The sequence below is a fragment of the Streptomyces monticola genome, from assembly GCF_042665355.1.
GTDB classification, from domain to species: Bacteria; Actinomycetota; Actinomycetes; order Streptomycetales; family Streptomycetaceae; genus Streptomyces; species Streptomyces monticola.
This window is the reverse complement of the sequence record NZ_JBHTCF010000017.1, coordinates 1-20219: the sequence shown is the minus strand read 5'-3', so window position 1 is coordinate 20219 and position 20219 is coordinate 1. Positions and strand designations below refer to the sequence as shown.

14 protein-coding genes and 1 pseudogene are annotated in these 20219 nt (G+C 68.4%); 10 read left to right on the top strand and 5 right to left on the bottom strand.

The features are described 5' to 3' along the window. Positions 1–684 precede the first annotated feature (684 nt). Both ACFQVC_RS42595 and ACFQVC_RS31175 read right to left on the bottom strand, forming a co-directional pair. A pseudogene (locus ACFQVC_RS42595) lies at positions 685–1014 on the bottom strand (WXG100-like domain-containing protein); the annotation flags it as partial. 267 nt (positions 1015–1281) lie between these two features. Further along, on the bottom strand, positions 1282–1656 hold the full coding sequence (locus ACFQVC_RS31175) for a hypothetical protein (RefSeq protein WP_381836881.1): 375 nt from the start codon (positions 1654–1656) through the stop codon (positions 1282–1284). Between the two features lie 211 nt (positions 1657–1867). Here ACFQVC_RS31175 and ACFQVC_RS31170 point away from each other — a divergent pair, with 211 nt between their 5' ends. Beyond that, positions 1868–3190, top strand: a complete 1323-nt coding sequence (locus ACFQVC_RS31170) for an SUKH-4 family immunity protein (RefSeq protein WP_381836879.1) — start codon at positions 1868–1870, stop codon at positions 3188–3190. A gap of 234 nt (positions 3191–3424) precedes the next feature. Here the strand turns inward: ACFQVC_RS31170 and eccCa are convergent, their stop codons facing one another. After that, entirely contained in the window at positions 3425–7369 is a 3945-nt protein-coding gene (gene eccCa, locus ACFQVC_RS31165) for a type VII secretion protein EccCa (protein ID WP_381836877.1), read from the bottom strand. Positions 7370–7648: 279 nt separating this feature from the next. Between eccCa and eccD the strand changes: the two genes are divergently transcribed. The 6 genes from eccD to ACFQVC_RS31135 all read left to right on the top strand — a co-directional run bounded on the left by eccD (position 7649) and on the right by ACFQVC_RS31135 (position 14943). Then, positions 7649–9106, top strand: a complete 1458-nt coding sequence (gene eccD / locus ACFQVC_RS31160; RefSeq protein WP_381836875.1) for a type VII secretion integral membrane protein EccD — start codon at positions 7649–7651, stop codon at positions 9104–9106. Positions 9107–9349: 243 nt separating this feature from the next. Further along, a complete protein-coding gene (gene rpsO, locus ACFQVC_RS31155) occupies positions 9350–9637 on the top strand; it encodes a 30S ribosomal protein S15 (RefSeq protein ID WP_381836873.1) in 288 nt (95 codons plus the stop codon). A 390-nt stretch (positions 9638–10027) separates the two neighbouring features. Continuing rightward, the gene (locus ACFQVC_RS31150; protein WP_381836871.1) at positions 10028–12256 is read left to right on the top strand and encodes a polyribonucleotide nucleotidyltransferase; all 2229 of its coding nucleotides are present in this window, start codon (positions 10028–10030) and stop codon (positions 12254–12256) included. Further along, a complete protein-coding gene (locus ACFQVC_RS31145; RefSeq protein WP_381836870.1) occupies positions 12253–13632 on the top strand; it encodes a M16 family metallopeptidase in 1380 nt (459 codons plus the stop codon). The genes ACFQVC_RS31150 and ACFQVC_RS31145 overlap by 4 nt, the downstream gene beginning before the upstream one ends. 77 nt (positions 13633–13709) lie before the next feature. Then, complete coding sequence (gene dapB, locus ACFQVC_RS31140; RefSeq protein ID WP_381836868.1) at positions 13710–14465, top strand: 4-hydroxy-tetrahydrodipicolinate reductase; 756 nt, start codon at positions 13710–13712, stop codon at positions 14463–14465. Positions 14466–14472: 7 nt separating this feature from the next. Next, positions 14473–14943 carry a tetratricopeptide repeat protein gene (locus ACFQVC_RS31135; protein WP_381836866.1) on the top strand — a complete coding sequence of 157 codons (471 nt, stop codon included), beginning with the start codon at positions 14473–14475 and terminating at the stop codon, positions 14941–14943. Between the two features lie 26 nt (positions 14944–14969). Here the strand turns inward: ACFQVC_RS31135 and ACFQVC_RS31130 are convergent, their stop codons facing one another. Beyond that, complete coding sequence (locus ACFQVC_RS31130; RefSeq protein ID WP_381836864.1) at positions 14970–15527, bottom strand: hypothetical protein; 558 nt, start codon at positions 15525–15527, stop codon at positions 14970–14972. A 122-nt stretch (positions 15528–15649) separates the two neighbouring features. Beyond that, positions 15650–15889: a hypothetical protein gene (locus ACFQVC_RS31125; protein WP_381836862.1), complete on the bottom strand. Its 240-nt coding sequence runs from the start codon at positions 15887–15889 to the stop codon at positions 15650–15652. A 209-nt stretch (positions 15890–16098) separates the two neighbouring features. Between ACFQVC_RS31125 and thyX the strand changes: the two genes are divergently transcribed. The 3 genes from thyX to ACFQVC_RS31110 all read left to right on the top strand — a co-directional run bounded on the left by thyX (position 16099) and on the right by ACFQVC_RS31110 (position 19840). Then, positions 16099–16851, top strand: coding sequence for an FAD-dependent thymidylate synthase (thyX, locus tag ACFQVC_RS31120; protein WP_381836860.1), 753 nt, complete (start codon positions 16099–16101; stop codon positions 16849–16851). Between the two features lie 236 nt (positions 16852–17087). Continuing rightward, positions 17088–17987, top strand: a complete 900-nt coding sequence (gene dapA / locus ACFQVC_RS31115; RefSeq protein WP_381836858.1) for a 4-hydroxy-tetrahydrodipicolinate synthase — start codon at positions 17088–17090, stop codon at positions 17985–17987. Positions 17988–18154: 167 nt separating this feature from the next. Next, entirely contained in the window at positions 18155–19840 is a 1686-nt protein-coding gene (locus ACFQVC_RS31110) for a ribonuclease J (RefSeq protein WP_381836856.1), read from the top strand. Positions 19841–20219 lie beyond the last annotated feature (379 nt).

The following is a 20219-nucleotide window of genomic DNA, read 5'->3' as shown; positions in this document are numbered from 1 at the left end:
CGACGGCCCGTCCCCACCGGTGTCCGCCGAGACGGTACTGCCCACGTTCGGGCCGGAGTTGGGGGCGGAGTTCGAGTTCGAATTCGAGGAGGAGCCGGAATCCGACGACGAAGGGTTCGAGGAGTCCGAGGAGTTGGACGACGAGTTCGAGTTGGACGACGAGTTCGAGTTGGACGACGAGTTCGAGGTGGACGACGAGTCCGAGGTGGACGACGAGTCCGAGCCCGAAGAGCCCGAGGAAGGGGAATCCGTGCCGCCCGAGTCCGAGAACCTCAGCCCGTTCCCGTTCGCGAAATTGTTCAGTGCGTCATTTCCGTGGGTCGACGCTCCGTTGCGTACCGCGCCACCGGCCTTGCTGCCCGCGCTGTCACGCACGCTCTCCAGGAAGGTCTGCGGGGTCTGCTTGATCGCCTCCCAGCCGCCCTTCGCGCCGGCCTTGGCGGTCTCACCGAGGTTGAAACCCTCCTGGGCGCCGAAGCCGACGTTCACGGACTGCCGCACCAAGTCCGTGACCATGGCCTCGATTGCCGAGACGGCGGGTTCCTTCATGCACTCGATGACGGCTTCGAGCAAGGCCTCGGCCAGCTCTTTGAGCAGCCGCCGCACGATGTCCTTCGTGACTTTGGTGGCCGCCAGGCTGGCTGCGTTGGACAGGCCGAAGGTGACGACCGATGCGGCCGCCGCGGCGGCGATCGAGACGGCCAGGGCGATGAGTTGGGCGATAACCGCGATCTTGCAGGTGATCACCACCATGGCGGCCCCGCGCAGCGCCGTCGCGATGCTGGTGGCCGCCTGTGAGGCGTTCTGCAGGTAGCCGTCGCCGGCGTTGGAGAACTTCTCGTAGTTCTTCTTGAACTTGTCGATCGATTCGCCCGCGTTGTGCGACATCACCGTCGAGGCACTGTTGTCCGCCCTGACCTGCAGATCCATCACGTCTGCGGCGAACTTCTCCCAGATCTCGGCGGATTCGACGAGCTTGTCCTCGTCCGCCGTCGGCCAGTGGTAGCCGAGCATCTCGAGAACCCACTCGAGCTCGTCCGGCAGCATGATCGACACCGCGAAGCACCCCCGATAAGCAGCGGCCGTACAACTCCCCTGGACGGTGGGGGAGTCACATCCAGTACAGCGAAGCCCAAAGCTTACTCACGGCTCTGTGGCAGCAGGGTGCTCAATTGTCACAGCACCGCTGCAACGTGCCGCAGGACCAAGACGAAGACCAATGCGAGAGACCTCAGGCGACCCCGAACGACCTCAGGCGACCCCGAACGACCTCAGGCGACCTCAGACGGACTGCATCCCGCGCGCCCTGGAGCCCCCGTCCGCGTCGTGCTGCGACGTGAGCTTGGCGTAGGCCTCGTCCTCGGCCAGCTCGCCTTTCTCGTGGCGCACACCCATCTCCGCGAACTTCACGCCCATGCCCCCGAGTCGCTGGGCGAGGCTGCCCATGGCTTCGTACATGCCGTCGCGCAGACCCTCGTAGACAACGCCGAACTTCTCGCCCATGTCGTCGTCGCCCCAGGGCGGAGTGTCACCCTTCTCCTTGGCGGTGAGCTGGGTTTCGAGCGCCTTCACCGCCTTCGCGAAGTCCTGGCCCACCTCGAACATGTGGTGGCCCTCATCCTTGAGGATCTTGGCATCAGCGCGGAAACCCGTCACAACTGCTCCCCCATGACTCGCATTTGACTGTCGCGGCATCAGCCTAGCGCCCGCGTACGAGCTGTCACACGTGTCGATTACGGTCATCGGTAAGTTGACACCGAAGTGTCACAGGAGCCCTACGCCTCAAGAGGCGACACCTCTCACCAGCCCCCTGCATTTCAGCCCTCTGAACCCCAGCCCCCAGTACCCCTTTGAAGGAGCCCCCTCCGTGACCACCCAGGAGCAGGCCTTCGCCACCGCCGACCGCTGGCTCAACGCACACGCGCCGACGGGCGCCCGCCGTGAAGTCCGCCTGCAGGAGTTCTCGCTCGGCTGGGTGGTGTGGGCCGCACCCCCGCCCGAGGAGCGCGATCCGGTGACGGGTGCGCGGCGCCCGCCCGCTGAATTCGGCGGCGCCACCGGCGTCGTGGACCGCCGCACCGGCGAGCTGACCACCTGGCCCTCGGTCCCGGTCGAGGAGGTGATGCGGATGTACGAGGAGAAGCACGCCGGGCCTCGGCACGAGGTTCCTCCGGCACGGCCCTCGGCCCAGCCACCGGTGACCGGCCCCGGCAACACCGCCGTCTTCACTTACGTCAACCCGGCCACCGGCGAGGAGACTTCGCTCTTCCGTACCTCCGCGCCGGGCATGCCGCACGCGGAAACGCAGTGTTACGGCGAGCTGATACGGATGAACGTCCCGCCGCAGAACGTCGTCGCCGTCCACACGGACCTGCGCCCGGCGCTGCTCCCCGGCGGCTACACGGGCGAGTTCCTGGTTCTCTCCGGCGCCCTGCCCAGCGCGCAGTTCTCCTGTACGCAGGAGTACGGAATGCTGGAACACGAGCGGCAGCAAGGCGTGGCCGAACTGGTGCAGCACGTCGAGATGATGCACCGTATCGGCGGCCAGGAGCCGCCCCCGCGTCCGTACCGCGCGCCCCTGCCCGAGCACATTCAGCCCGCCCGCCCCGTCTCCGACGCCGACCTGGGCGTGCACCTGGACAAGCTCTTCGAAGAGGCCGGTGGCGTACGGCGGTTCGCGCCCGAGGAACTCGCCGCGCATCCGCTCCCGGAGTCGGCGCGGGCGACGCTCACCGTGGCAGGCCTCCCGGCGGACATCCCGTTCTTCTTCGGCGCGGGCAAGCCGGGCCACCCGGTGCTGGACGCGGCGAGCCATCTGCGCCACCACGGCGGCACCCAGCTGCCCGAGAACGTGCTCGCGACGCTCGCGGGCCATGTGCGGATCGGCACCGACGGCTGGGCCGAGATCACCGTGCAGTGCGCGGGCGCCGAGGACTGGAAGGGCCTGGTGTGGGCCGCGAGCCCCAAGTCGGGCAGCGGGCGCCTGGTGAACACCTCGGTGTCGGCGTTCGTACGCTCCCTCGCCCTGCTCGTCGCCACCCGCACCGGCATGGTCGGCATGGACCCGTACCAGGCGGGCGCCGCGGTCAAGGAGTTCCAGGAGCGCCTCGTCGCCATCGACCGGCGCGCCCTGGAGAAGGACAACTGGTGGTCGACGATCGTCGACCAGATGTGGCACGGGTTGATCTGACAGATGTGGCACGGGTTGTTCTGACAGATGTGGCACGGGTTGATCTGACAGATGTGGCACGGGTTGTTCCGACAGATGTGGCACGGGTTGTTCCGACAGATGTGGCACGGCCTGATCTGAGGCGGTGACCCCGGCAGGAGCCGAGCAACCCCCGCAGAAACCGTCACAACCCCGAAGGGGCGGCACCCACACCGGGTGCCGCCCCTTCGATGACGTACGACCGAACCGAAAGGCTCAGAACCGAGACGGCAGCCACCCCGTCTGCACCATCTGCCCACCCCTGCGCCGGGTGTGGAAGAAACCACGGCCGGGCGGCAGTTGGGTCGGCGTGATGTTGCCGAGGAGCTGGCCCTCCTGGCGGTCGCCGGAGAGCACCACGCCCTGCGCGCCGAGCTCACGGATGCGCTGCATCACCGGCTCGTACAGCGAGCGGCTGGCGCCGCCCGACTGGCGGGCGATGATGACGCGCAGGCCGACGTCACGGGCGAACGGCAGGTACTCAAGGAGCGGCTGGAGCGGGTTCATGCCCGTGGCCACCAGGTCGTAGTCGTCGATGATGACGAACGCGTCCGGGCTGCTGTACCAGCTGCGGTTGCGCAGCTGCTCGGGCGTGACGTCCGGGCCGGGCATCCGGCGGCTCAGCGAACCGGCCAGACCTTCCAGGGTCTCCTGGAGCGCGGGCGCCGACGCGCAGTAGCGCGACAGGTGCGACTCCGGGACACCCTCCAGGTGGGCACGGCGGTAGTCACCGATGACGATCTTCGCCTGGTCCGGGGTGTACCGCTCGCAGATCTGCTTGATGAGGAGACGGATGAGCGCGGACTTGCCGGACTCGCTCTCGCCGAAGATGACGAAGTGCGGGTCGGTCTCGAAGTCCACGAACACCGGGGCGAGCTGGGACTCGTCGATACCGAAGGCGATACCGCGCTCCGGGTGCTCGAAGCCCTTGGGCAGGCGGTCCGCCTCCAGCTGGCGCGGGAGCAGCCGCACCGCGGGGGCCGGGGCGCCCTGCCAGTTCTCATTGATCGCGCGCACCACCACGGACGTGGCCTCCGACAGGTCCTCGGTCTCCGAGGAGCCGTCGACCCGCGGCAGGCCGGTCATGAAGTGCAGCTTGTCCGGGCTCAGACCGCGGCCGGGCTGGGACGCGGGGACGTTCTGCGCGACCCTGCGGTCGATCTCCGACTCGGTGGGGTCACCGAGGCGCAGTTCGATGCGGTTCTGCAGCATGTCCTTGAGGGCGGGGCGCACTTCGGTGTAGCGGCTGGCCGTCAGGATCACGTGGACACCGAAGCCCAGACCGCGCATCGCCATGTCGGTGATGGAGGCTTCAAGGCTTTCGTAGTCCGTCTTGAAGCTGCCCCAGCCGTCGATGATCAGAAAGACATCGCCCCAGGGCTGGTCGGGCAGCTGGCCCGCGGCCCGGCGCTGACGGTAGGTCTGCACCGAGTCGATGTTGTTCGCGCGGAAGTACTCCTCACGGTCGTTGAGGATGCCTTCGACCTCGCTGACCGTACGGCGGACCTTCTCGGCGTCGAGCCGGTTGGCGACGCCGCCGACGTGGACCAGCTCCTCCATCGCGATCAGACCACCGCCACCGAAGTCCAGGCAGTAGAACTGCACTTCGCTCGGGGTGTGGGTGAGTGCGAACGAGGTGATCATCGAGCGGAGGAGCGTCGACTTGCCGGACTGCGGGCCACCGACGAACAGACCGTGACCGGCGCCGCCCGCGAAGTCCCGGTAGAGCACGTCGCGGCGCTGCTCGAACGGCTTGTCCACCAGGCCGACCGGCACATTGAGACGGCCGAGCGCGGTGTAGTCGGGCGCGGTCAGACCGCGCTCCGGGGTGACCGCCAGGGCCGGGAGCAGCTGCTCCAGGGAGGGCGCCTCGTCCAGCGGCGGCAGCCACACCGTGTGGGCCGGCGGACCCTGGTTGATCATCTTGCCGACGATGACGTCGAGGACGGTGTCGGCCAGGGCGTCGTCGACGCGGTTGTCCTGCTCCGGCTCCTCGATCACCGGCTGCGGCGGCAGGTCCACGTGCTGCGCGGTGAACAGCGCGGGCCGCAGCTGTGTGGAGCGGTGCACGCGCGAGGGGCCCTCGCCGTGGTAGGCGCCCGACACATAAGCGGCCTTGAAGCGGACCATGGTGTCGGTGTCGTACCGCAGATAACCGGAGCCCGGCACGGACGGCAGGTGGTAGGCGTCCGGCACGCCGATCGCCGTACGCGACTCGGCGGCGGAGAAGGTCCGCAGACCGATGCGGTACGAGAGATAGGTGTCAAGGCCGCGCAGCTTGCCCTCTTCGAGCCGCTGCGAGGCGAGCAGCAGGTGCACACCCAGGGACCGGCCGATACGGCCGATCTGGATGAACATGTCGATGAAGTCGGGCTTGGCGGTGAGGAGTTCGGAGAACTCGTCGAGCACGATCACAAGCGATGCCATCGGCTCGAGCGCGGCACCGGCGGCACGCGCCTTCTCGTAGTCCGTGAGGTTCGCGTAGTTGCCCGCCGTGCGCAGGAGCTCCTGGCGGCGCTGCATCTCACCGGTGATCGAGTCACGCATACGGTCGACCAGCGTGAGGTCGTCGGCGAGGTTGGTGATGACGGCCGCGGTGTGCGGCATGTCCGCCATGCCGGCGAAGGTCGCACCACCCTTGAAGTCCGCGAGGATGAAGTTCAGGGTCTCCGACGAGTGCGTGACCGCGAGGCCGAGCACCAGCGTACGAAGCAGCTCCGACTTACCGGAACCGGTGGCGCCGACGCACAGGCCGTGCGGGCCCATGCCCTCCTGCGCCGCTTCCTTGAGGTCGAGCATGACCGGCTCGCCGGCCTGGCCGACACCGATCGGCACCCGCAGCCGCTCGTGCTGGGTACGCGGCCGCCACGTACGCGACACATCCACGGAGCCCGCGTCACCGATGCCCATGAGGTCGGTGAAGTCCAGGTTCGACAGGAGCGGTTCGCCCTCTTCGGCGGTGCCGACGCGGAACGCGGCCAGCTGCCGGGAGAGCGCCTCGGCCTGCTCGAGGCTGAGCACATCGGGCTTGCCGTTGTACGCCGACTCGTGGCCGACGAACAGCTGCAGCCGGTCCGGCTTGAGGTAGCAGGTCAGGCCGCCGCGCAGCTCGTCCTCGAGCTCACCGGGCGCGATCTCCAGGAAGGTGACGCCCTGCAGGCCCTCGGAGCCGGCCAGTTCGGAGTCCGGCGGGACGGTGCCGCCGTCGAGGATGACGATGAGGTGCGGCTGGTCGTAGACCGGGTTCGCGTCGCGGTTCCAGCGCGGGCGGTCGCCCAGCTGGTCCTCGAGCGCCTCCTCCAGCTCACCGAGGTCGTCGAAGAGCAGGCGCGCCGAGCCCGCGCCGTCCTTGGCCTTGGGGTGCTGGGCGTGCGGCAGCCACTTGATCCAGTCCCAGTCGGCGGCCGCCGAGGGGTGCGCCACGACGGCGACGAGCAGGTCCTCGGGGGAGTGCAGGGTGGTCAGCTGGGCGATCGCCGCGCGGGCGTTGCCGTACACCGTGTCCGTGTCGCCGCACAGCGCCACGTGGTAGAAGGCGCGCAGCGACACCGCGACCGGCAGGTCGGCGATGGAGCCGTGGGCGTCGAGGAAGGCCTTCATCGCCGCGGCGGTCAGCGGCTCCAGCTCGTCCTTGGGCGCGGTCTCCGGTGCCACCAGCGGGGTGCTCAGCTGCTGGCTGCCGAGACCCACGCGCACTGACGCGAAGTCGTTGTCCGTCGGACGCCGCTCCCACAGGCGCTTGCCGTCCGCAGCGAGCGCCCACAGCTGGTCGGCGTCCGGGTGCTGGAACAGCTGCGTGCGGCGCTGGAGTTCCGCCGTCTTGTGCACGTCCTTGCGGACCTGCTCCAGATAACGGAAGTAGTCACGCCGGTCCTGTGCCATGCCGGGGCCTGCGCCCTGCCGTGACTTGACGAACTGGGCGATGCCCATCGCCAGCGTCGACGCCAGCATCAGACCGCCGATGACCTTCATGAACGGCGGCAGGGTCGGCATGAACATGATGCCCGCGGAACCCAGCATGCCGAGCATCGGCAGCAGGTTCATCAGGACGCCTTCGTCGCTCTCCCGTGGAATCTCGGGCGGCGACTCAAGCTTGACCTCCCCCTCCGGGACGGCAGGCAGCTGAATGCGCTGCTGCCGTTTGATGATGACGACGCTCACCGATGCACTCATCCTTCGAAGTCGATACGTACTGCACCGACGCCCCCCGTTGAGCGGCGACGTGCTTCCCGTCCGCGTAGGCGCTGATCCTACTGTCAAGCTCCGACACGGAGGCAGCCAGGAGGGGTGGAGATGCGGTAAGGGTGCGAAGAGAAATCTGGGAGGTGGGGCGGGCCCCACGGGAGGTGGGGGGTAGTGTGGCGCTCCGCCGTTGTACGTGCGGTGTAAAGACGTAACAAGACGCAATTCAGGGCCTTGTCCAACAGGGGGAATTACCAGGTGAGCACGGGCACATCGACAGGTTTCTGCCGGGTCACCGTCGCAGCGCCGGACAGTCGTATCGATGTGGCGCTGCCCGAGGACCTGCCGATCCAGGACATCTATCCGGAGATCGTTCGGCTCTCGGGCATGGCCCACGACGACAATGCGCTCGCCGGGTACCACCTGGTGCGCCGCGACGGCGACGTACTCGACGCGAGCCGCTCGCTCCTCGAGCACCGGGTCCGCGACGGCGAGGTACTGCTGCTGAGGCCCTTCGCGGACTCGCTGCCGCCGGCCGTCCACGACGACGTGGTGGACGCGGTGGCCGCCGCGGTCAAGCAGGATCTGCGCGGCTGGAACGACGACCTCATGCGGGTCGCGGGCCTGGTCTCGGGCGTGCTGCTTCTGACCATGCTGGGCTTCGTCTTCTGGTTCGCCGACCCGCTGCGTCACGACATGCACGGGATGCAGGGCATCGTCGCGGGCGTCATGGCCATCGCTCTCACCGCGCTCGCCGGTGTACGCGGCCGGGTCTACGAGGACCGCGGAGCCGCCGTCGCCCTGGGCATCGCGGCCCTGCCGCACGCTTTGATCGCGGGCTCCGGCATCCTGGCGCAGGATCCGGGCGACGGTCCCGGCCGACTGCAGTTCCTGGTCGGCTGCGTGACCGTGCTGATCTTCTCCATCGTCCTGATCATGCTCCTCCCGCAGGGCGACGCCCCCTTCGTGGCCGCGGCCCTCGCCGCAGCCATCGGCACCCTCGCCGCCTTCGCGGGCATCCTCACCGAGGCCCAGCCGCGTGAGATCGCCGCGGGCACCGCCGTCGTAGCCGTCGCCGTCATCGGCTTCCTGCCCGGCTGGTCGGCCCGCTTCGCCAAGCTCCCCATCGGTTTCCGCTCTCCGGAAGACCTGGCACGCGCGCGCCGCGAAGGCCAGGAGGGCAGCCTCGAAGCCGTCGACGTACAGCGCATCGTCGCCCAGACCAGCCGTGGCCACGAGCTCCTGCTCGGCATGGTCGGCGGCTGCGCCATCGTCATCGTCGGCTCCGGCGGCGCCGTCCTCGGCTTCAGCGACAGCGGCTGGGCCCAGCTGGTCGCCCTGGCCGTCGGTCTCGCCGCGATGCTCCGCGCCCGCCTCTTCCGCTACACCGCGCAGGTCTCCTGCCTGATGGTGGCCGGTGTCGTCACCATCGCGCTGCTCGTACTCGGCCTCGCCATCTCGCCCCCGGTGGAGATCCTCAAGGACCTCTACATGGGCGACTCCGGCCCCGTGGACCTGCGCACCCTGTGGCTCGGCGCCTGCGTCGCGTTCGGGGCGCTGCTCCTGATCGCCATCGCGCTGATCGTTCCGCAGAAGGGCCTGTCGCCGTTCTGGGGCCGGATGCTCGACCTCGCGGACTCCCTGGTCCTGCTCTCGCTCATCCCGCTCTGCCTGGCCGTGCTCGACGTGTACGCCAAGGTCAAGGGCGGCTTCTAGCGCCGCTGCCACCGCAGTGCAGCTCCGCAGGGGCCCGGGTCTTCCCGGGCCCCTGCGGCGTACCGGTCCACGGTCAGGCCCCCGGAAACCGGCTGGTACTCTGTGTAGCGGCCGTTTGTGTACGCGCCTCCGGAGCATCTGGGGGCAGCGCCCAGCGGATCCCCGCCTTCCGAGTCAAGGAAGCTCCCCTGAGACGTAGACCAGGGGCACTCGGTGGCATCACGAGACAACTGAGGAGTTCGCGTGTCCCTCGACACCGCCACGAAGAAGAGCATCATGGCCGAGTTCGCCACCAAGGAGGGTGACACCGGCTCCCCCGAGGTCCAGGTCGCACTGCTGTCGCGTCGTATCTCCGACCTGACGGAGCACCTGAAGACCCACAAGCACGACCACCACTCGCGTCGTGGTCTGCTGATCCTGGTCGGCCAGCGTCGCCGCCTTCTGCAGTACCTGGCCAAGAAGGACATCCAGCGCTTCCGCGCCCTGGTCGAGCGCCTCGGCATCCGCCGCGGTGCGGCGGGCGCCAAGTAAGACGCCGTGAAGGGAGCGGTTCCCACGCACAGGGGGCCGCTCCCTTTGCTGTACGTGCGCACAGAGCACGGCGGCTTTGTACTCTGGTCGCAGAACGTCATACGAGACGTACGTCACTCCTGACGGAGCGTCCCGGGCGACAAGCCGTACGAGACAACGACATAACAACGCCATACGCATGAGGGGAAGCGCCCCTCCGCCGACGCCGGTCCTCGGTAGTGGCCCCCGGGATACGAAGTGCAACCCCGGGTGCTTCGATCGAAGACCGGCCCGCACACAAGGCGCGCTTCTCCGTTCCCGTCCCGCTGCCACACGGGCGGCGCGGACAAAAGACGACAGTCGCGATGTCACGCAGACGACGCGACGACAAAGTAAACGGAGAGATCGCTAGTGGAGAACGAGACCCACTACGCCGAGGCCGTCATCGACAACGGCTCCTTCGGCACCCGCACCATCCGCTTCGAGACCGGCCGCCTGGCCCGCCAGGCCGCCGGCTCCGCCGTGGCCTACCTGGACGACGACACGATGGTGCTTTCCGCCACCACCGCGTCCAAGAAGCCCAAGGACCAGCTCGACTTCTTCCCGCTCACGGTGGACGTCGAGGAGCGGCAGTACGCGGCCGGCAAGATCCCCGGCTCCTTCTTCCGCCGGGAAGGCCGCCCCTCCGAGGACGCCATCCTCACCTGCCGTCTGATCGACCGCCCGCTGCGCCCGTCCTTCAAGAAGGGCCTGCGCAACGAGATCCAGGTCGTCGAGACGATCATGGCGCTCAACCCCGACCACCTCTACGACGTGGTCGCCATCAACGCCGCCTCCTGCTCCACGCAGCTGGCCGGCCTGCCCTTCTCGGGCCCGATCGGCGGCACGCGCGTGGCGCTCATCAAGGGCCAGTGGGTCGCGTTCCCGACGCACACCGAGCTCGAGGACGCCGTCTTCGACATGGTGGTCGCCGGTCGCGTCCTCGAGGACGGCGACGTCGCGATCATGATGGTCGAGGCCGAGGCCACCGAGAAGACCATCGAGCTCGTCAAGGGCGGCGCCGCGGCGCCGACCGAGGAGATCGTGGCCGCGGGCCTCGAGGCCGCGAAGCCCTTCATCAAGGTGCTGTGCAAGGCCCAGGCCGAGCTCGCCTCGAAGGCCGCCAAGCCGACCGGCGAGTTCCCGATCTTCCTCGACTACGAGGACGACGTCCTGGAGGCCCTGACCGCCGCGGTCAAGGCCGAGCTCGCCCAGGCCCTCACCATCGCCGGCAAGCAGGAGCGCGAGACGGAGCTGGACCGCGTCAAGGCGCTGGCCGGCGAGAAGCTCCTGCCGGAGTTCGAGGGCCGCGAGAAGGAGATCTCCGCCGCGTACCGCTCGCTGACCAAGACCCTGGTCCGTGAGCGCGTCATCAAGGAGAAGAAGCGCATCGACGGCCGCGGTGTCACCGACATCCGCACCCTGGCCGCCGAGGTCGAGGCCATCCCGCGCGTGCACGGCTCCGCCCTGTTCGAGCGTGGCGAGACCCAGATCCTGGGCGTCACCACCCTCAACATGCTCCGCATGGAGCAGCAGCTGGACACCCTTTCCCCGGTGACCCGCAAGCGCTACATGCACAACTACAACTTCCCGCCGTACTCCACCGGCGAGACCGGCCGCGTCGGCTCCCCGAAGCGCCGCGAGATCGGCCACGGCGCCCTCGCCGAGCGCGCGCTCGTGCCGGTCCTGCCGACCCGCGAGGAGTTCCCCTACGCGATCCGTCAGGTGTCCGAGGCCCTCGGCTCCAACGGCTCGACGTCCATGGGCTCCGTCTGCGCCTCGACCATGTCGCTCCTGAACGCCGGTGTGCCGCTCAAGGCCGCCGTCGCCGGTATCGCCATGGGTCTGATCTCCCAGGAGATCGACGGCGAGACGCACTACGTCACCCTCACCGACATCCTCGGTGCGGAGGACGCCTTCGGCGACATGGACTTCAAGGTCGCCGGCACCAAGGAGTTCGTGACCGCCCTCCAGCTGGACACCAAGCTGGACGGCATCCCGGCCTCCGTCCTGGCCGCGGCCCTCAAGCAGGCCCGCGACGCCCGTCTGCACATCCTCGACGTGATGAACGAGGCGATCGACGTTCCGGACGACATGTCCCCGAACGCGCCGCGCATCATCACCGTCAAGATCCCGGTGGACAAGATCGGTGAGGTCATCGGCCCCAAGGGCAAGATGATCAACCAGATCCAGGAGGACACCGGCGCCGACATCACGATCGAGGACGACGGCACCATCTACATCGGTGCCGCCGACGGCCCGGCCGCCGAGGCCGCCCGCGCCACGATCAACGGCATCGCCAACCCGACCATGCCGGAGGTCGGCGAGCGCTACCTGGGCACCGTCGTGAAGACGACGACCTTCGGTGCGTTCGTGTCGCTGCTCCCGGGCAAGGACGGTCTGCTGCACATCTCGCAGATCCGCAAGCTCGCCGGCGGCAAGCGTGTGGAGAACGTCGAGGACGTCCTCGGTGTGGGCCAGAAGGTCCAGGTCGAGATCGCCGAGATCGACTCCCGCGGCAAGCTCTCCCTGATCCCCGTGGTCGAGGGCGAAGAGGGCGCCGACGACGCTTCCGACAAGAAGGACGACGCCGACAAGTGACGTCCCGTAGTTCCCGTGCGACGGCCCGCACCTCTTCGGAGGCGCGGGCCGTCGCCCGTACCCAAACCCTGCTCAAGGGCGAGAACGGCATCGGCACGGTCCGTCGTACGACCCTGCCGGGCGGCCTGCGCGTCGTCACCGAGACCCTGCCCTCCGTACGCTCCGCGACCTTCGGTATCTGGGCCAACGTCGGTTCACGCGACGAGACCCCGACACTGAACGGCGCCACGCACTATCTGGAACACCTCCTCTTCAAGGGCACCAAGAAGCGCACCGCCCTGGACATCTCCGCCGCCATCGACGCGGTCGGCGGCGAGATGAACGCCTTCACGGCGAAGGAGTTCACCTGCTACTACGCGCGCGTGCTCGACACCGATCTGCCGCTCGCCATCGACGTGGTGTGCGACATGCTCACCGGTTCGCTGATCGAGCAGGAGGACGTCGACGCCGAGCGCGGCGTCATCCTCGAAGAGATCGCGATGACCGAGGACGACCCGGGCGACTGTGTGCACGACTTGTTCGCGCACACGATGCTCGGTGACACCCCCCTCGGCCGCCCGGTCCTCGGCACCGTCGACACGGTCAACGCGCTGGACGCGAACCGCATCCGCCGCTTCTACAAGCGCCACTACGACCCGCGCCACCTGGTGGTCGCCGCCGCGGGCAACGTCGATCACAACAAGGTCGTACGCCAGGTCCGCGCCGCCTTCGAGAAGGCCGGCGCCCTCAAGGACCTGGAAGCGGTCCCGGTCGCCCCGCGCGACGGACGGCGCGTCCTGCGCACCGCAGGCCGTCTCGAGCTGATCAACCGCAAGACCGAGCAGGCCCATGTGGTGCTCGGCATGCCGGGCCTGGCCCGCACCGACGACCGCCGCTGGGCCCTCGGCGTCCTGAACACGGCGCTCGGCGGCGGCATGAGCTCCCGCCTCTTCCAGGAGGTACGGGAGAAGCGCGGCCTGGCCTACAGCGTGTTCTCGTACACCTCGGGCTATGCCGACTGCGGCCTCTTCGGCGTGTACGCGGGCTGCCGCCCGAGCCAGGTGCACGACGTCCTGAAGATCTGCCGCGACGAGCTCGACCAGGTCGCCGAACACGGCCTGTCCGACGACGAGATCGGCCGCGCCATCGGCCAGCTCGCCGGCTCCACGGTCCTCGGCCTCGAGGACACCGGTGCGCTCATGAACCGGATCGGCAAGAGTGAACTCTGCTGGGGCGACCACATGTCCGTGGACGACATGCTCGCCCGTATATCGGCGGTGACACCGGACGAGGTGCGCGAGGTGGCCAGGGACGTCCTCGGCAAGCGCCCCTCCCTGTCGGTGATCGGCCCGCTGAAGGACAGGCAGGCGGCCCGGCTGCAAGAAGTGGTCGCCTGACGCACCGCTCTTCACCGGCGTCGTTTCAACCCGCTTCGTTTCAACCCGCGTCTCAACTCGCGTAAGGAATCAAGGAAATGAGCAAGCTGCGCGTGGCGGTCCTCGGGGCCAAAGGCCGGATCGGCTCCGAGGCGGCCCGTTCCGTCGAGGCCGCCGACGATCTGGAACTGGTCGCCGCCCTCGACCGCGACGACAAGATCGAGACCCTCTCCGAGAAGGGCGCCCAGGTCGTCGTCGACCTGACGCACCCCGACGCGGTGATGGGCAACCTCGAGTACTGCGTCGCGAACGGCATCCACGGTGTCGTGGGCACCACCGGCTGGACCGACGAGCGCCTCGCGCAGCTGCGCGGCTGGCTGGAGGCGGCCCCCGCCACCGGCGTCCTGATCGCCCCGAACTTCTCCATCGGCGCGGTCCTGACCATGCAGTTCGCACAGCAGGCGGCCCGTTTCTTCGAGTCCGTCGAGGTCATCGAGCTGCACCACCCGAACAAGGCGGACGCCCCCTCGGGCACCGCTCACCGCACCGCCCAACTGATCGCGGCAGCCCGCGAGAAGGCCGGCAGCCCGGCGCAGCCGGACGCGACCACCACCGCCCTCGACGGTGCCCGCGGCGCGGACGTCGACGGGGTACCGGTGCACTCGGTGCGGCTGCGCGGCCTCCTGGCCCATCAGGAAGTGCTGCTCGGCGGCGAGGGCGAGACGCTGACGATCCGGCACGACTCGCTGCACCACAAGAGCTTTATGCCGGGCATCCTTCTCGGAGTCCGCCGCGTCGTGGACACCCCGGGCCTGACGTTCGGCCTGGAACACTTCCTCGACCTCAACGGCTGATACGCCGATGCGCGCAAAAATCACGTACTTCGCCCTGGCTGCCGCCCTGGTCGTCTACTTCGTCCTGGTCGGCAGCCGTGGCGTGCTGCTGATACGCGAAGGCACCGCGATCACCGTCACATTCGGTGTCGCGGTGCTCGTACTGCCGCTGATCGGCATCTGGTTCCTGTGGAAGACCACGCAGTTCGCCCGCAAGGCGAATGCCCTGGCCGCCGAGCTCGAAGCGGACGGCGGCCTCCCGGTCGACGAACTCAAGCGCACCCCGAGCGGCCGCATCGACCGCGAATCCGCGGACGAGGTCTTCGCCAAGCGCCGCGCGGAAACCGAGGATTCCCCCCACGACTGGCGCTGCTGGTTCCGCCTCGCCATCGCCTACCACGACGCCCGCGACACCCCCCGGGCCCGTAAGGCGATGCAGCGCGCCATCACCCTGCACGACAACGACAACGACACCGACAGCTCAGCCCGTATCCGCTGACGCAGGAGCCGACGCCGGACGAAGGGCTAGGCCACCGCGCGGTACTCGTCGGCCCAGGCCTCAACCGTGTCCGCCGCGCGGTCGAACGCCTCGCTCCGGGCCAGGAAATCCGCGCTGTGATCGGTGAGCAGCGGCGCCGCCACCGTCTCCCCGCCCTGGCGAACAAGCACCAGCGCCTGCCCCTGCACGGTGCGCGGCAGCCCGAGCCACCGTACGGGCTGCTGCGTCGTGCGTACGGTGACGACCTGTGCCCACGGCACCGTGCGCGTCACGAAGAAGCCGACGTGCCGCAGACCGCGCGCGCTGACCCAGGTGCCCACACGCAGCAGCCGGATGGCCGCCGCGATCACGAGCAGCGCCCCGAAGCCACAGGCCACCGCGCCGCTCAGCCCGCCCGCAAAGGCGATGATCACCGCTGCGAAGAGGATGTACGAGGCGAGCAGCAGCAACAGCGCCGCCGCACCGACCCGCCATGGCCCCGGCCGGTAGGGGCGGCGCCACTGGTCGCGGTCGTCATAGGGCAGCGCGATATCGTCCGCCGCCTCGTCAAAAGCGCGGTCGGCCGTAAGAAAGGGCAGGGGCACGACTGGTCCTCACTCGAAGCACGCGTTGGGCTGTGCCCGGTGAGGCTACCCAGCCGTGCGACGAGCGGCCACCCTCAGGGGTCCATGGGGGTGCCGCCCCGCCACCCGGTACGGGGGTGGAGTCAGCGGCCGTCCGAGGCCTCGGACTGCTGGGTCTTCGCGGGTGACTGATCGGGCGAGAGTGCCGGCAGCCCGAACAGCAGGGAGCCCACGAGCCCGGCGACCAGGGTCGCGCCGATCAGCGTGCGGCCGAGTATCTGGCTGGCCGAGGCGCGTTCGCGGGGCGGGGGAGTGACATTGCTGCGGTACTTGTCGGCTTCGGCGATGAAGGCGAACGGGACGGGCTCGCGCCGACGGAACATGAAGGGCTGCGCTCCTTGCTGTCTCAGGAGACCGCTCCGGTCTCGAACTGAATCGCTGCTACCAAGACAGACGTTCAAAAGGTCACATTGGTGCCCTGAATCGGGAAATTCACCGAAGAACATTGCAGAGCACCGCTGAACGGCCCACACGGGCGCGCGCCGTAGAGTGGTCGCCGCCCGAGCGAGTGCAAGTGGAAGGACCCCCGCCGGTGAGCGTGACCCCGGAAGAGACCCCCGCAGCGGATCTGAAGCCCAGCTTCCGCAGCGACGTGAGCGTCGAGCTGGTGAAGCACAGCGCCGCCGACACCGACGTCCTGTGGGCGGCCAGAGTCTCCACCGCCGGCGAGCAGTCCCTGGACGAGCTGACCAAGGACCCGGAGCGCTCCAAGGGCCTGATCAACTACCTGATGCGGGACCGCCACGGCAGCCCCTTCGAGCACAACTCGATGACCTTCTTCATCAGCGCCCCCATCTTCGTCTTCCGCGAGTTCATGCGGCACCGCGTCGGCTGGTCGTACAACGAGGAATCCGGCCGCTACCGGGAGCTGCAGCCGGTGTTCTACGTGCCGGGGGAGTCCCGCAAGCTGGTGCAGGAGGGCCGCCCCGGCAAGTACGTCTTCGTGGAGGGCACCGAGGCCCAGCAGGAGCTGACCGGCCGCGTCATGGAGGACTCCTACCGCCGGGCGTACGAGTCGTACCAGGAAATGCTCGCCGCGGGAGTGGCCCGCGAGGTCGCCCGCGCGGTCCTGCCGGTCGGCCTGTTCTCGTCGATGTACGCGACGTGCAACGCCCGTTCGCTGATGCACTTTCTGGGTCTTCGCACCCAGCACGAACTGGCCAAGGTGCCGTCGTTCCCGCAGCGGGAGATCGAAATGGTCGGCGAGAAGATGGAGCAGGCGTGGGCCCGGCTCATGCCGCTCACGTACGCCGCGTTCAACAAGAACGGCCGTGTGGCTCCGTGATTCCCGCGGTTCCCGACACGCGCGTCTGCCCGCCGCGGGCACAGATGTACGGCCGGTCAAGGGAAGTGTCCGTATTGCGGCATTTCGAGAAGTTCATCTAGCCTGATCAAACGGACCCGGCACTGCTTGAACCCCCGAGCAGGCAGTGCCGGGCTCCTTTTGTCCCTGCCAGGTCAGGCCCAGCTCACGTCCCCCGAGGGCAGACCACGTACTGAGCAGCGAGTAGCGTGTTACCCATGGCTCCGACCTCGACTCCGCAGACCCCCTTCGGGAGGGTCCTCACCGCCATGGTCACGCCCCTGACGGCGGATGGCGCACTCGACCTCGACGGCGCGCAGCGGCTCGCCGCCCACCTGGTGGACGCAGGCAACGACGGCCTGATCGTCAATGGCACCACCGGCGAGTCCCCGACCACCAGCGACGCGGAGAAAACCGAGCTCGTACGTGCCGTAGTGGAAGCGGTCGGCGACCGCGCCCACGTCGTCGCGGGAGTGGGCACCAACGACACCCGCCACAGCATCGAGCTCGCGCGCGCCGCGGAGAAGACCGGCGCACACGGCCTCCTGACCGTCACGCCGTACTACAACAAGCCGCCGCAGGAGGGCCTCTACCGGCACTTCACGGCGATCGCGGACGCAACCGAACTGCCGGTGATGCTCTACGACATCCCGGGCCGCAGCGGTGTGCCGATCAACACCGAGACGATCGTCGCCCTCGCCGACCACCCGCGGATCGTGGCCAACAAGGACGCCAAGGGCGACCTCGGCCGCGCCAGCTGGGCCATCGCTCGCTCGGGCCTCGCCTGGTACTCCGGCGACGACATGCTCAACCTCCCGCTGCTCTCGGTCGGAGCCGTCGGCTTCGTCTCCGTCGTCAGCCATGTCGTCACCCCTGAGCTGCGCGCCATGCTCGACGCCCACCTCACGGGCGACGTCCGGAAGGCGACCGAGATCCACCAGAAGCTGCTCCCGGTCTTCACGGGCATGTTCCGTACGCAGGGCGTGATCACCACCAAGGCCGCGCTCACCCTGCAGGGCCTGCCGGCCGGGCCGCTGCGCCTGCCGCTGGTGGAGCTCTCGCCCGAGGAAACCCACCAGCTCAAGATCGATCTCGCTGCCGGCGGGGTACACCTCTAGTCAAAGACTTCACAACTGAATACGCCCCACAACTCAACAAGCACCACCCGCAACACAGACAGACACAGACAGCACAGACGAGAACTGCAGACGACAACTGCACCTGCACGAATGTCATGCGCGCCACGTGCCTCTGGGTACGTGGCGCGTGTGGTTAGGAGAGTCTTTTGAGTCATCCGCATCCTGAGCTCGGCTCCCCGCCGAAGCTGCCCGAAGGTGGCCTGCGCGTCACCCCGCTCGGCGGCCTGGGCGAGATCGGCCGCAACATGACCGTCTTCGAGTTCGGCGGCCGCCTGCTGATCGTCGACTGCGGAGTGCTCTTCCCCGAGGAGGAGCAGCCCGGAATCGACCTGATCCTGCCGGACTTCAGCAGCATCCGGGACCGCCTCGACGACATCGAGGGCATCGTGCTCACGCACGGTCACGAGGACCACATCGGTGCGGTCCCCTACCTGCTGCGCGAGAAGCCCGACATCCCGCTGATCGGCTCCAAGCTGACCCTCGCGCTGATCGAGGCGAAGCTCCAGGAGCACCGGATCCGCCCGTACACCCTCGAGGTGAAGGAGGGGCACCGTGAGCGCATCGGCCCCTTCGACTGCGAGTTCGTGGCGGTCAACCACTCCATCCCCGACGCCCTCGCGGTCGCCATCCGGACCCCCGCCGGCATGGTCGTGCACACCGGCGACTTCAAGATGGACCAGCTCCCGCTCGACGGCCGCCTCACCGACCTGCACTCCTTCGCGCGTCTGAGCGAGGAGGGCATCGACCTCCTCCTCTCGGACTCGACGAACGCCGAGGTCCCCGGCTTCGTACCGCCCGAGCGCGAGATCTCGAATGTCGTACGCCAGGTCTTCGCGAGCGCCCAGAAGCGCATCATCGTGGCCAGCTTCGCGAGCCATGTGCACCGCATCCAGCAGATCCTCGACGCCGCCCACGAGTACGGCCGCAGGGTCGCCTTCGTCGGCCGCTCGATGGTCCGCAACATGGGCATCGCCCGCGACCTCGGCTATCTCCGGGTGCCGCCGGGCCTGGTCGTCGACGTGAAGACCCTCGACGACCTGCCGGACCACGAGGTGGTCCTGGTCTGCACCGGCTCGCAGGGCGAACCCATGGCCGCGCTCTCCCGCATGGCCAACCGGGACCACCAGATCCGCATCGTCCAGGGCGACACGGTGATCCTGGCGTCGTCGCTGATCCCGGGCAACGAGAACGCCGTCTACCGCGTGATCAACGGCCTGACCCGCTGGGGCGCGAACGTCGTCCACAAGGGCAACGCCAAGGTGCACGTCTCCGGCCACGCGTCGGCCGGCGAGCTCCTGTACTTCTACAACATCTGCAAGCCCAAGAACCTGATGCCGGTCCACGGCGAATGGCGCCACCTGCGCGCCAACGCCGAGCTCGGCGCCCTCACCGGCGTCCCCCAGGACCGCATCGTGATCGCCGAGGACGGCGTCGTCGTCGACCTCGTCGCGGGCAAGGCCAAGATCGTCGGCAAGGTCCAGGCGGGATACGTCTACGTCGACGGCCTCTCGGTCGGCGATGTCACGGAGTCCTCCCTCAAGGACCGCCGCATCCTCGGCGACGAGGGCATCATCTCGGTCTTCGTGGTGGTCGACTCGACCACCGGCAAGATCACCGGTGGCCCGCACATCCAGGCCCGCGGCTCGGGTATCGAGGACTCCACCTTCAGCGAGGTCATCCCGAGGATCCAGGAAGCGCTGGAGAAGTCCGCCCAGGACGGTGTCGTCGAACCCCACCAGCTGCAGCAGCTCGTACGCCGGACGCTGGGCAAGTGGGTCTCGGACAACTACCGCCGGCGCCCGATGATCCTCCCGGTGGTCGTGGAGGTCTGACGGCCCGCAGGGCTTGAACTGGGAGCGGGGCGCCTCGATTTGCATCGGGGCGCCCCGCTCCAGTACGTTTACGTCTCCGCCTGAACGCGACCGGGTGCACGTGTGTGCTCAGGAGCGCCCCGCAAGGGAGTGGCGGTAAATCCGACTCAGAATCTCTGATAAAGTCGGACGCGCCGAAAGGGAGACGAAAGAAACCCCAAGGCAATTGGCTCTCCAACGGCCACAGATTCGAAATTCCGAATCGCTTCCGCTAGGGAAACGGAACGGGAAAAGGATCTGGTAGAGTTGGAAACGCAAGACCGAAGGGAAGCGCCCGGAGGAAAGCCCGAGAGGGTGAGTACAAAGGAAGCGTCCGTTCCTTGAGAACTCAACAGCGTGC